11 protein-coding genes and 1 pseudogene are annotated in these 12,387 nt (G+C 72.5%); 4 read left to right on the forward strand and 8 right to left on the reverse strand.

Annotated elements, in window-relative coordinates; translation table 11 throughout:
- Positions 1-347 precede the first annotated feature (347 nt).
- On the forward strand, positions 348-2,351 hold the full coding sequence (locus V4Y04_RS08830) for an anthranilate synthase family protein (protein ID WP_443080168.1): 2,004 nt from the start codon (positions 348-350) through the stop codon (positions 2,349-2,351).
- Here V4Y04_RS08830 and V4Y04_RS08835 read toward each other — a convergent pair.
- The 4 genes from V4Y04_RS08835 to V4Y04_RS08850 all read right to left on the reverse strand — a co-directional run bounded on the left by V4Y04_RS08835 (position 2,303) and on the right by V4Y04_RS08850 (position 6,405).
- Positions 2,303-3,298 carry a 2-hydroxyacid dehydrogenase gene (locus V4Y04_RS08835; protein WP_332426825.1) on the reverse strand — a complete coding sequence of 332 codons (996 nt, stop codon included), beginning with the start codon at positions 3,296-3,298 and terminating at the stop codon, positions 2,303-2,305. The genes V4Y04_RS08830 and V4Y04_RS08835 overlap by 49 nt on opposite strands.
- 239 nt (positions 3,299-3,537) lie before the next feature.
- Positions 3,538-4,266, reverse strand: coding sequence for a response regulator (locus V4Y04_RS08840; protein WP_443079979.1), 729 nt, complete (start codon positions 4,264-4,266; stop codon positions 3,538-3,540).
- Positions 4,263-5,519 carry a MacS family sensor histidine kinase gene (gene macS, locus V4Y04_RS08845; protein ID WP_332426826.1) on the reverse strand — a complete coding sequence of 419 codons (1,257 nt, stop codon included), beginning with the start codon at positions 5,517-5,519 and terminating at the stop codon, positions 4,263-4,265. The genes V4Y04_RS08840 and macS overlap by 4 nt, the downstream gene beginning before the upstream one ends.
- A 40-nt stretch (positions 5,520-5,559) precedes the next feature.
- A complete protein-coding gene (locus V4Y04_RS08850; protein WP_332432763.1) occupies positions 5,560-6,405 on the reverse strand; it encodes a lysophospholipid acyltransferase family protein in 846 nt (281 codons plus the stop codon).
- A gap of 232 nt (positions 6,406-6,637) precedes the next feature.
- Between V4Y04_RS08850 and V4Y04_RS08855 the strand changes: the two genes are divergently transcribed.
- Both V4Y04_RS08855 and V4Y04_RS08860 read left to right on the forward strand, forming a co-directional pair.
- Positions 6,638-7,435, forward strand: coding sequence for an alpha/beta hydrolase (locus V4Y04_RS08855; protein ID WP_332426827.1), 798 nt, complete (start codon positions 6,638-6,640; stop codon positions 7,433-7,435).
- Positions 7,428-8,102, forward strand: coding sequence for a hypothetical protein (locus tag V4Y04_RS08860; protein ID WP_332426828.1), 675 nt, complete (start codon positions 7,428-7,430; stop codon positions 8,100-8,102). The genes V4Y04_RS08855 and V4Y04_RS08860 overlap by 8 nt, the downstream gene beginning before the upstream one ends.
- Positions 8,103-8,114: 12 nt before the next feature.
- On the opposite strand, the gene V4Y04_RS08865 is transcribed toward V4Y04_RS08860, so the two are convergent.
- Together V4Y04_RS08865 and V4Y04_RS37700 are read right to left on the reverse strand one after the other, a co-directional pair.
- A complete protein-coding gene (locus V4Y04_RS08865; protein WP_332426829.1) occupies positions 8,115-8,873 on the reverse strand; it encodes an endonuclease/exonuclease/phosphatase family protein in 759 nt (252 codons plus the stop codon).
- A gap of 5 nt (positions 8,874-8,878) precedes the next feature.
- A pseudogene (locus V4Y04_RS37700) lies at positions 8,879-9,304 on the reverse strand (hypothetical protein); the annotation flags it as partial.
- A gap of 284 nt (positions 9,305-9,588) precedes the next feature.
- Here V4Y04_RS37700 and V4Y04_RS08875 point away from each other — a divergent pair.
- Positions 9,589-10,389 carry an SAM-dependent methyltransferase gene (locus tag V4Y04_RS08875; RefSeq protein ID WP_332426830.1) on the forward strand — a complete coding sequence of 267 codons (801 nt, stop codon included), beginning with the start codon at positions 9,589-9,591 and terminating at the stop codon, positions 10,387-10,389.
- A gap of 180 nt (positions 10,390-10,569) precedes the next feature.
- On the opposite strand, the gene V4Y04_RS08880 is transcribed toward V4Y04_RS08875, so the two are convergent.
- Positions 10,570-11,523 carry an ROK family glucokinase gene (locus V4Y04_RS08880; RefSeq protein WP_332426831.1) on the reverse strand — a complete coding sequence of 318 codons (954 nt, stop codon included), beginning with the start codon at positions 11,521-11,523 and terminating at the stop codon, positions 10,570-10,572.
- Between the two features lie 147 nt (positions 11,524-11,670).
- Positions 11,671-12,354, reverse strand: coding sequence for a DUF5304 domain-containing protein (locus V4Y04_RS08885; RefSeq protein ID WP_443079980.1), 684 nt, complete (start codon positions 12,352-12,354; stop codon positions 11,671-11,673).
- Between the last annotated feature and the right edge of the window lie 33 nt (positions 12,355-12,387).

The raw sequence follows: 12,387 nt of genomic DNA on the forward strand, positions 1-12,387 counted from the left end.
AGAACGCGCTCCGTGACCGGACGACGGACGCACCGGGGCCGGGCGTGGGGCATGCGCTCGCGGGCCATGCGCTAGGGTGCGTCCCATGTCCGCGCTTTCGCCCCGGAACGGTTCGGCTCAGAACCCTTCCACCCCGAACTGGTGGTGGCCCGCTTCTCCGGCGGCCCACTGACCTTGTAGCGCGTACGCAAGACTTCGCGAAGGCCGCCCGAGGGGCGGCCTTCGGCGTTCGCGGACCGCGCGGCGCGTGCGGGTCGGCCCTCCCACACACCGAGGGACCACGACCGATGAACCGACCGACGAAGCAGCCGACGAACCGGCCCACGGACCAACCGACGAAGCAGCCGATGAAGCAGCCCACGGGCCTGCTCGGCCTGCTGGACGATCCCCGCCCGTTCGCCCTGCTGCGCCGCCGCACGCCCGGCCACGACGACGCCGTGGTGGAGCTGCTGCTCGGCCCCGTCACCCCCCGTGAGCGCCTGGCCGACCTTCCCGACGAAGGGCTGGCGCTCATCCCCTTCCGGCAGATCCGGGAGCGCGGTTTCGACGTGCGCGACGACGGCACCCCGTTGCTGGTGCTGACCCCCGAGGAGCGCCACGAGATCCCGCTCGCCGAGGCCCTGGAGCAGTTGCCCACGCATGACGTGCGGGTTCAGGACGGCGGCTTCGACGTCGACGACGAGGAGTACGCCGGGATCGTCGGGCGGGTGCTGCGCGAGGAGATCGGGCGGGGTGAGGGCGCCAACTTCGTGATCCGGCGGACGTACGAGGGGGAGATCCCCGGATTCGGGCGGGCCGACGCGCTGGCGCTGTTCCGGCGGCTGCTGGCGGGCGAGCGGGGCGCGTACTGGACGTTCGTGGTGCACACCGGGCAGGAGGCGGGAGGGCGGACGCTGGTCGGGGCGAGCCCCGAGGTACATGTGCGGGCGTCCGGCGGGACGGTCGTGATGAACCCGATCAGCGGCACCTACCGCTACCCGGCCGGCGGGCCGACCCCCGAGGATCTGCTGGAGTTCCTCGCCGACGGCAAGGAGATCGAGGAGCTGTCGATGGTCGTCGACGAGGAACTCAAGATGATGTGCACCGTCGGTGACATGGGCGGGGTCGTGATCGGGCCCCGGCTGAAGGAGATGGCGCACCTCGCGCACACCGAGTACGAGCTGCGCGGCCGGTCCTCGCTGGATGTGCGGGAGGTGCTGAAGGAGACCATGTTCGCCGCGACCGTCACGGGGTCGCCGGTGCAGAACGCCTGCCGGGTGATCGAGCGGTACGAGCCCCTCGGGCGGGACGGCGCCGGGCGCGGCTACTACGCGGGGGCGCTGGCGCTGCTCGGCCGGTCCGCGGGCGGGGCCCAGACCCTCGACTCCCCCATCCTCATCCGCACCGCCGACATCGACGCGGCCGGGCGGCTGCGGGTGCCGGTCGGCGCCACCCTGGTGCGGGGCTCCGACCCGGCGGGCGAGGTCGCCGAGACCCACGCGAAGGCTGCCGGGGTGCTGGCCGCTCTGGGGGTGCGCCCCGGGCGGCCGCGTGAGGAGTCCGTACGGCCGCGGCTGGCGGACGACCCCCGGGTGCGGGCGGCACTGGACGGACGGCGGGCCTCGCTGGCCCCGTTCTGGCTGCGGATGCGGGAGCAGCGGCCGTCGGACGGCCCGGCCGGCCCGGCACCGGACGATCGGGCCCTGGACGGTCACACGCTGGACAGCCATGCACTGGACGGTCATGCGCTGGACGGTCATGCGCTGGTCGTCGACGGGGAGGACACGTTCACGGCGATGCTCGCGCATGTGCTGCGCGCGTCGGGACTCACGGTCACCGTCCGGCGGTACGACGAACCCGGGCTGCGGGAGACGGTGCTCGGGCACGACGGCCCGGTCGTGCTGGGCCCCGGCCCCGGTGACCCGTCCGACACACAGGACCCGAGGATGCGGTTCCTGCGCGGTCTGACCGCCGAGGTGCTCGGGGCGGACCGGCGCCACGGCGTCCTCGGTGTCTGCCTCGGCCACGAGCTGATCGCGGCCGAGCTGGGGCTGGGGACCGTCCGCAAGGAGGTGCCGTACCAGGGGGCGCAGACCGAGATCGACCTGTTCGGGCGGCCGGAGACGGTCGGCTTCTACAACAGCTTCGTCGCGCGCTGCGACGACGAGGCGGCGGCGGAGCTGGCGGCGCGCGGCATCGAGGTGAGCCGCGCGGCGGACGGCGAGGTGCACGCGCTGCGCGGGCCCGGCTTCGCGGCGCTGCAGTTCCACCCCGAGTCGGTGCTCACCCTGAACGGCGCGGCGATCGTCGCCGAGCTGGTCGGTCAGCTGCGCGGGACCAGGACGTTCTCCGAGCGGCGGCCCTCGGTGTAGTCGAGGACGTTGGCCACCGTGGTGTCGATGATCTGGCCGACGGCGTCCACGGTGTAGTACGCCTGGTGGGAGGTGACCAGCACGTTCGGGAAGGTGACGAGGCGGGCCAGGGTGTCGTCCTCGATGGCCTCCAGGGACTTGTCGAGGAAGAACAGGCCCGCCTCCGCCTCGTACACGTCCAGCCCGACGCCGGTGAAGCGGCCCGCGCGCAGTTCGGCGACGAGGGCCGCGGTGTCGACGAGTCCGCCGCGGCTGGAGTTCACCAGGATCGCGTCGTCCCGCATCGTCCGCAGGGCGGCCCCGTCGATCAGGTGGAGGGTCTCCGGCAGCAGCGGGACGTGCAGGCTGACCAGGTCGGACTCCGCGAGCAGCTGCTCCTTGGGTACGTAGGTCATGCCGAGGTCCCGGCAGGCGGGGTTCTCGGCGACGTCCCAGCCGAGCAGCCGCATGCCGAAGCCGTGCGCGATCCGGGCGAACGCCTCGCCGATCTTGCCGGTGCCGATGACGCCGGCGGTGCGGCCGTGCATGTCGCGGCCCATCAGCCCGTCGAGTCGGAAGTCGAAGTCGCGGGTGCGGTTCGACGCCCGGACGATACGGCGGTTGACGGCCATGGCGAGGGCCCAGGCGAACTCGGCGACCGAGTGGGGCGAGTAGTACGACACCCGGGCGACCGTCAGGCCGAGCCGCTCGGCCGTCTTCAGGTCGACGTTGTTGAAGCCGGTGGACCGCTGGGCGATCATCCGGGTGCCGCCGGCCGCCAGGATCTCCAGGACTCCGGCGCCGAGGTCGCAGTTGACGCTGGTGGAGATCACCTCGTGGCCCGCCGCGATGAGGGCGGTGTCCTCGTTGAGGAAGACATGCAGGCCGCGCACCTCGTGGTGCCCCTGGAAGGCTCGCTCGATCAAGGGCTTCTCGTCGGCCTGCACACCGAACGCGAGGATCTCCACAGGGCCCCTCCCAGGGTCGTGCCGGGAACTCTTCCGCACGCGACGGCCGCGTACACGGCGGCTGCCGTGCGCGACGGCTGCCGCATGCGCGAATATACGGGGCCGGGAGCGGATGGACGCACCTGGGCCGAACGGGGCAGGCGCGGCACGCTTTCGGTCCCGGTCCCGGATTCGGCCGGGAGGGCCGACTCCCCGGAGGACCGGGCCGGTCGGCCGACCGACCGACCGACCGACCGGTGCTACTCGTCGTCCAGACCACGTTCGATGGCGTAGCGGACGAGTTCCACGCGATTGTGCAGCTGGAGCTTGCCGAGGGTGTTCTGTACGTGGTTCTGCACCGTGCGGTGGGAGATGACGAGCCGTTCGGCGATCTGCTTGTAGCTGAGGCCCTTGGCGACCAGGCGCAGTACCTCGGTCTCCCGGTCGGTCAGCCTGGGTGCCTTGGACGCGCCGCCCTCCGGGGCGGGTGCCCGGTCGGAGGCCAGCCTGCGGTACTCGCCGAGGACCAGTCCGGCCAGGCCCGGGGTGAACACCGGGTCGCCCGCGGCCGTGCGGCGCACCGCGTCCTGCAGGTCCTGGGTGGAGGCGGACTTCAGCAGATAGCCGGTGGCACCGGACTTCACCGCCTCCAGGACGTCGGTGTGCTCGCCGCTCGCCGAGAGCACCAGCACCCGCAGCGCCGGGTTCGCGGCGACGACCTCCTTGCAGACCTGGACGCCGGGCTTGCCCGGCAGGTTCAGGTCGAGGACGAGGACGTCGGGGGCGGCGGCCTTGGCGCGGCGCACGGCCTGGTCGCCGTCGCCCGCGGTGGCGACCACCTCGAAGCCGGACTCGGACAGGTCCCGGGCGACCGCGTCGCGCCACATGGGGTGGTCGTCGACCACCATCACTCTGACCGGGCCCGGCCCGCTCCCGCCCGGCCCTCCCCCGGGCTCTCCGCCCGGCTCTCCGGCTGTCGTGTCGGTCATCGCCGCTCCGCCTTCCCCCGTACGTCCTGTTCGTCGCTGTGGTGCTTGGGCACCCTCAGCTCGACCTCCGTGCCCTGCCCGGGCACCGAGATCAGCTCCGCGCTGCCGCCGAGGTCGCGCAGCCGCCCCCGGATCGACAGGGCCACCCCGAGCCGCCCCTCGCCCTCGGCCTGGGTGAGCCGGCCCTCGGGGATGCCGGGCCCGTCGTCGCGGACGGTGACGATCACCTCGTCCGGTTCGTCCTCGACCAGGATCCAGGCGCGCGCGTCGGGCCCCGCGTGTGTGCGTACGTTGTCCAGGGCGGCCCCGACAGCGGCGGTGAGCTCCCGCGCGGCGGCCGACGCGAGCGGCACCGGCGCCCCGGGTTCGGCGAGGCCGACGAGGGTGCCGGCGTACGGGGCCAGCAGGGCACGCAGGTCGACGGGGCCGTCGCCTGTGCCGTCCCCGGCCGCGTCGGCGGTCCCGGCCGCGGTGCGCAGGTCCGCCGCTTCCCCGGCCGTGTCCTCCGCCCTTCTGGGGAGGGGGACCAGGCCGCCGGAGACCAGGGTGCGCAGTGCCACCTCCTGGTCTCCGGCCATCCGGCCCAGCTCGGCCGCCTCGCCGCCGATCGCCGCGCCGCGCCGCTGCACCATCGCGAGCACCTGGAGCACGCCGTCGTGGATGTCCCGCGCGAGCCGCTCCCGCTCCCTGGTCGCGGCCTCGATCTCCAGGGCGCGGGCGAGGGTGCGCTCGGAGACTCGGGCGACCTCGACGACGTAGCCGATGGCGATGGCGGCGACCCAGACGAGGATCACGTTGTGCACGGTGTCGCGGGCGGGGCCTCCGCGCTCGATCAGGTTGGCGACGGCGACCAGTGTGGAGGCGAGGGCGGCCCAGCGCCAGCCGCCCTTGATCGCGAAGGCGAGCACCGCGCCCGCGGTCCATATCGACGGCATGGTCGGGCCGCCGGCCGCGATCCGCTCCGGGGCGTCGGCGACGGGGGTCAGCAGGATGCCGGTGAGCGCGATGGTCAGGTCGGCGGCGAGGAAGCGTCTGGTGCAGGCGGCGGCGTTCGCGACCCGGGCCAGGGTGGCCAGGGTCCATACGGCCAGCAGGGTGAAGTAGGCGACGGCGAGCCAGGGACGCTCGAACCTCTCGTAGTCGGCGGCGAACAGGCCGACCGCGTACACCATGGTGAGGACCCGGTAACCGGTGAGCGCGCGCCACAGCGGCTGCTCGACCGACATCCTCATGACTCTCTCGCGCCTGGGCATGTCTCCCCCACCTTCGCCCCCGGCCCCCCGCCCGCAGGCCCTAGGGGTCGGACCGCCGCTGCTCGGCCGCTTGTTCCCTCTGGGCTTCCTTCTCCGCTTCCCTCCGGAGTTCCTTCTGAAGTTCCTTCGCCGCTTCCCTCTCCGCTTCCCTCTCCGCCCTCTCGGCGCGGGCGAGCTCGGCCTTCGCCGCCTTCTCGGCGTCCTTCTCGGCCTTCGCCGCCTCCGCGAGCTGCCGCTTCATGGCGGTCGCGTACATGTCGACGTACTCCTGGCCGGAAAGCTTCATGATCTCGTACATGACCTCGTCGGTCACCGCGCGGAGCACGAAACGGTCGTGCTCCATGCCCTGGTAGCGGCTGAACTCCAGCGGCTTGCCGATGCGGATGCCCGGCCGGATCAGCTTCGGGACGACCTTCCCCGGTGGCTGGACCTTCTCGGTGTCGATCATGGCGACCGGGAGCACGGGCGCGCCGGTGGCGAGCGCCACCCGTGCGAGGCCACCCGGCTTGCCGCGGTAGAGACGGCCGTCGGGCGAGCGGGTGCCCTCGGGGTAGAGGCCGAACAGCTCACCGCGTTCGAGGACCTCTATGCCGCTCCTGATCGCCGCCTCACCGGCGCCGCGCGCGCCGGAACGGTCCACCGGGAGCTGCCCGGCGCCCTTGAAGAAGGCGGCCGTCAGCCGACCCTTCACCCCCGGTGTGGTGAAGTACTCGGCCTTGGCTATGAAGGTGACCTTGCGGTGGAGGACGGCCGGCAGGAAGAAGGAGTCGGAGAACGACAGGTGATTACTGGCCAGGATGGCGGGGCCCTCGGCAGGGACGTTCTCCAGGCCCTCCACCCAGGGCCTGAAGGCAAGCTTCAGCGACCCTCCGACGGTGACCTTCAGCGCGCCGTACAACAACCGAGTGCCTTCCTCTACGTGTGGCTCAGACCCTAACCCGGAGTCCCGTCAATGGCTCCGACGGCCCTGGTCGGTGTCAGTGCGGTCGCGTACGGTGAAGGTCCTGCAACCCGTGTGCAGCCCGTCGGCTTCCTCGGCTCTTTCCACGACTTCCAACGCTCCGACGACTCCGACGACTTCCACGACTCCGACGACTCTTACGACCGGGAGGCCGAAAGTGCCGCTCCTGACCGGAGCCGAGCCGTATCGCCACGAGGGCGGGGAGGCCGCTGTCCTCCTCTGCCACGGCTTCACCGGTTCGCCTCAGTCGCTGCGCCCGTGGGCGGAGCATTTCGCCGAGCACGGCCTGACCGTCTCGCTGCCCCTGCTCCCGGGGCACGGCACCCGCTGGGAGGACCTGCGGACCACCGGCTGGCAGGACTGGTACGCGGAGGTGGACCGTGAGCTGCGACTGCTGCGGGACCGCTGTTCGCGCGTGTTCGTGGCCGGTCTGTCCATGGGCGGCGCGCTGGCCCTGCGCCTGGCCGCGCGGCACGGCGACGCGGTGAGCGGTGTCATGGTCGTCAACCCGGCGAACCGGGTGCACGGTGTGGCCGCACACGCCCTCCCGGTGCTCCGTCATCTCGTCCCTGCGACGAAGGGCATCGCGAGCGACATCGCCAAGCCGTCGGTCGAGGAGCTGGGCTACGACCGGGTGCCGCTGCACGCGGCACACTCCCTGCGCACCTTCCTGCGCCTGCTCGACGGCGAGCTTCCCCAGGTCACCCAGCCGCTGCTGCTTCTGCGCAGTCCGCAGGACCATGTGGTGCCGCCCGCGGACTCGGCCCGGATCCTCGGCCGCGTCTCGTCGCTCGACGTGACGGAGGTCCTGCTGGAACAGAGCTACCACGTGGCGACGTTGGACCATGACGCGGAGCGGATCTTCCAGGAGAGCACCGCGTTCATCGGGCGGCTCGCACCCGGCGCCGTCAAGGAGCCCGGTCTCGGCAAGGAAGGGACGACCACAGGTGGCTGAGCACGACTCGGACCGCGAGGACCGCGAAGGGCGTGAGGACCAGGAGGCCCGCGAGGCACGGGCGGGCCAGGGGCGTGGCGGCAGTGGCGGCAGTGGCCCGGAACATCAGGACCAGGACGTGCCCTTCGACGAGGACGCCGCGTGGGAGGCGATCGTCGCCGGATACGGGAACGAGCCGCCGGACCCGGCGGGTGCCAAGCCGTTCAAGTCGGTCGAGGACCTGGCGCTGCTGGAGTCCGACACCAACACCGACACGCGCACCGAGGCCGCCGACGACGGGGCACCGGCCGAGGCGCCGACGCGGGCCGGGGACAAGCCGGTCAAGCCGCTGGGTGGTTCGGTCGCCTTCGCACCGGGTGTGGGCGGCCCGCGCGACTACAGCGTGTCCGAGCCGTCGGAAAACGACTTCGAGGACGGCGACGAGGGCCACTTCGTGCCGCCGGAGCCCCCGCCGCTGCCCGAGACCGACGTCACGTCCAAGTTCGCGTGGCTGGGGGTCCTGGGCGGTCCGGTGCTGCTCCTGCTGGCGATACTGCTCGGCTGGGAGATGACCTGGTTGCTGACCACCCTGTGCATCGGCGGCTTTCTGGGCGGCTTCGCCACGCTGGTGATGCGCATGCGCACGGACGACGAGGACGACGACCCGGGCCGGGGCGCGGTGGTCTGAGGACGCCCTGGATCAGGCGGCCGGGATTCTGAGGGCGGCCAGGACCGGAAGGTGATCCGTGGCCGCCCGCAGGTCGGTCCCGGTCACGCCGGGCTGACCGTGCGGCACCCCGCAGCCCAGGACCTCGACGCCCTTGGTGGTGAAGAGCGCGTCGATGCGCTGGTGCGGATCGACGGGGGTCGAGGTGTACTCACCGCCCCAGGGCGCAGCCGCCCGGCAGTCCGTCAGCCCCTCGCCCACCAGCCGCCGGAAGGTACGGCCGTCCGGCCGCTCGTTCAGATCGCCGCCGGCGACCGCGTGCTCCACGCCCATCCCGGCGAGTCGGTCCAGGAGTATGCCGCCCTGTGCGTACCGCTCGTCCTTCTGCAACGACAGATGGCAGCTCAGCACGCCCAGCCGGGCCCCGCCGAACCGTACGACGGCGGTGGCGAACCCGCGCCGGTGCAGTCCCGGGGTGAGCGGCAGCAGCACGTCCTCGGTGCGCTCGACGGTCGTCCGCAGCGAGCACAGGATCGCGGGACCGGCGGCCGTGGCACCTCCGGAGAGGGTCACCAGCCCGGAGGCGGAGGCCAGCCGGGCCAGTTTCTTGCGCCAGCGGAAGAACCGCGGTGCTTCCTGGACCAGGACCAGATCGGGGGCGCACGCGGTGATCACCCGGGCGAGGGCATCCGTGTCGTCGTACATCGACCGGATGTTGTAGCTCAGGACACGGATCACGGCCGAACCGTCCGGCTCGGTGCGGGAGTCCGGCAGCAGCGGAGTCGTCGCCATGCGGATCAAGATACGCCGCACCGCACGGCCGAAGGCGTCATGCGGGCCGGCATCGGCACGGAATGAACCGGTCGGCGACCCGCGCACCGGGGAAATCGCGCCACGCGAACGAGGAGACCACGAACCGCTCCGCTGTCCGTCCTTCTCCTGGGAGTCGCGCACGGGGCCGGTGAACGGGGCCGGGTTCGCCGGTACGGCTTCGCGAGGGCGTGGACCGCGCCCCGCGCGAGGTGCGGGGTGCGGACGTGGGCCGCGTCGCCGGCCGAGGCCGCCCGGCCCACGTGCCACGGCTCGTCGACCGTCACCTGGGGGACGCGGGAGTACACCACGGCGGACGGGCCGGTGCCCGTGGTGGGGGCCTCGGCAACCGGGCCCGGGAACATCGTCAGCCGTTCGACGAGCCGCTCATGGGCACGCTCCGGATCCGGCCGCGAAGGCCCGGCACGGAGAACCGATACGGAGAACCGGCACGGGGCCCGGCACGGAGAACCGGCACGGGGCCCGGCACGGAGAACCGGCACGGGGCCCGGCACGGAGAACCGGCGTGGAGAACCGGCGTGGGGGACCGGCGTGGGGGACCGGCGTGGGGGATGGGTGCCGGGAGGGCTGCCCGGCGCGCCGAGCCGACCCGGACCCGGTTATCGTGACGGCCACGATCGAAGGTCAACTCCCGGGCGCGACAAGGGGAATCACGGTGGATCAGCAGGACGCGGGCATGGACACCCCCATACGGATCGACACCAGCAGGCCACACCCCGCGCGGATGTACGACTGGTTCCTCGGCGGCAAGGACAACTACCCGGTGGACGAGGAGCTGGGCCGGCAACTGGTGGGGTTCGCGCCGGTCATCCCGGTCATGGCGCGGATGAACCGGGCTTTCATGCACCGTGCCGTCCGCTGGGTGGCCGGCCGGGGAGTGCGCCAGTTCCTCGACATCGGGACCGGCATCCCGACGGAGCCGAACCTGCACCAGGTGGCCCAGGAGGTCGCTCCCGAGACGCGCGTCATGTACTGCGACAACGACCCGATCGTGCTGGCCCACGCCGGAGCACTGCTCCGGGGCACCCCCGAAGGGGTCGTCGACTATGTGCAGGCGGACGCCCACGACACCGCCGGCATCCTGGAGCACGCCCGCGGAACGCTGGACTTCGGACGGCCTGTCGCGCTCTCCCTGATCGCGCTGCTGCACTTCATCGGCGACGAGGACGGGGCCTACGAGCTGGTGGAACGCCTCAAGGAGGCCCTGGCACCGGGCAGTTACCTGATCATGTCCCACCTCACCCCCGACTTCCACCCGGAGGAGGCCTCGCGGAAGGTCAGCGACCTGTACAAGGCGGGTGGGCTCACCATGGACATGCGCAACCGGGAAAGGTTCGCCCGCTTCTTCGAGGGGCTGGAGCCCGTGGAGCCGGGCATCGTGGCGGCCGAGGACTGGCACCCGGAACTGGGGGAGCCGGTCCCTGGCCAGGAGAACGTCCTCAGCGGGTCCTATGTGGCGGTGGCACGCAAGGGGTGATCCCGGCACGAGGACGGCCCACGGGCGGGGCACGGCATCTCGTGCGACCTCGTGCGAAAGGTGGAGGTGCGTGGGCACCCACACATGAGTACCGCGGGGCTCGCCCTCCCCGAACACGGCGGCGCCCGCCGTCCCCGGAAGGGTCGGGCGGGCGCCGCCGTGCGCATGTGGGTGCGGAGGTCACATCACCGGGTCGGGTTCCCGGGCCAGGTCCGCCGCGCCCACCAGACCGGCCTTGTTGCCGAGCTCGGCGGCCCGGACGTCGGCGACCGGGCGCCAGTTGCCGCCCACCAGCCAGCGCTTGTACGACTTACGGATCGGGTCGAGGAGCAGTTCCCCTTCGTCGGAGAGGCCGCCGCCGACGATGAAGGCGGAGGGGTCGAAGAGGGAGGCCAGGTCGGCGAGGCCGGCGCCGACCCAGCGGGCCAGCTCGCGGTAGGAGTCGACGGCCACCGGGTCGCCCTGCCGGGCGGCCATCGAGACGTGCTTGCCCTCGATGCCCTCAGGGGTGCCGTCGCCGAGGGCGAGCAGCGTCTCCGCGTTTTCCGGGGTCGCGTTGGCGCGCTGGGTGGCGTACCGGACGAGGGCGCGGCCGGAGGCGTACTGCTCCCAGCAGCCCTGCGAACCGCAGCCGCACAGCAGGCCGTCCGGGACCATCCGGATGTGCCCGAACTCGGCGGCCACGCCGAAGTGGCCCCGGCGCAGCTTGTTGCCGATGATGACGCCGCCGCCGAGGCCGGTGCCGAGCGTGATGCAGATGACGTTGCGGTGCCCCTTGCCCGCGCCGAACTTGTACTCGCCCCAGGCGGCCGCGTTCGCGTCGTTCTCCACGACGACCGGGAGATCCACGCGGGCTTCGACCTTCTGCTTCAGCGGCTCCTGACGCCAGTCGATGTTGGGGGCGAAGTACACCGTCGAGCGTTGGCGGTTGACGTATCCGGCCGCACCGATTCCCACGCCGACGATGTCGTTCCCCGCGCGTGCGCCCTCCACCGCGGAGGCGATGGCGTCCACGATGCCGTCGGGCGTGTCCGGGGTCGGCACCTTGTGGGTCGAGAGGATGTTGCCTTCCTCATCGACCACGCCGGCCGCGATCTTCGTGCCGCCGATGTCGACGCCGATGGTGAGTCCCATGAATCCCTCAGTTCCGGTCGAGCCCCGCTACCGCCCACGGTACCCGAGGCCCCGGGGTCGGCTTCCCGGTACGGGAGACCTGCGCGGGCCTTCGGGGCTCTTCCGGAGGATCTCCGTCGGCAGGGGTCCCCGGTCCGTCACCGCTCCTCAGTCCAGGTCGATGCGCTCCCCGCCGGAGCCGGGCTCGTCGCCCCGGTCGCGGCGGTGGTCCTCGCCCGTGGCGCTGTCGCCGTCGTGCTCCCGGCTCCCGTGCGTGTCGTCTGCGCTGTCCTTGGCGCCCTTGGCGTCCTTGTCGTCCTTGGTGCCCTTGTCGTCCTTGGCCTCGTCCGGGTCCCAGGGGCGGGTGTCGCGGGTGGTCCAGCGGCGCTCCTGGTCCTGGACCGCGGAGCGGTAGGCGGCGAGGAGTTCGTTGCCGGCGGCGGCGAGGTGGTCGAAGACGTCCGGGTTGCGTTCGACGACCGGTTCCGCGGCCGCCTTGGCCTGCTGGACGACCTGACGCACCACCTGCTGCGCCGCCGGTCCGGCGACCGCGCCGAACAGCGGCGCCCCGAGCCCGGTGAGCCGGTCGAGCTTCTCCGCGACCACGTCGACGAGTTTGCGCAGCTCCTCGGCGGCCGACACGGGGGGCGGCCCGTACTGAGCGCGGCGGCGGGCCTTCTCCGCCTCGAGGTCCTCGGCGCACGCCGTCGCCCAGGCGTCCGCGTCGACGGCCCGCCCGTCGGAGTCACCGGACCGTACGTCGTCGGCGGCGGCGGCCGTGCGCGCTTCGGACGCGGAATCGCCCACGGGCTCGTCCCCGGTGTCGTCGGGCGGGGGGAGCTGTTCGCTCATGACGGACTCCTGACTACGGTCGGCCCTTCCGAC

The sequence above is a fragment of the Streptomyces sp. P9-A2 genome (assembly GCF_036634175.1).
GTDB classification, from domain to species: domain Bacteria; phylum Actinomycetota; class Actinomycetes; order Streptomycetales; family Streptomycetaceae; genus Streptomyces; species Streptomyces pratens.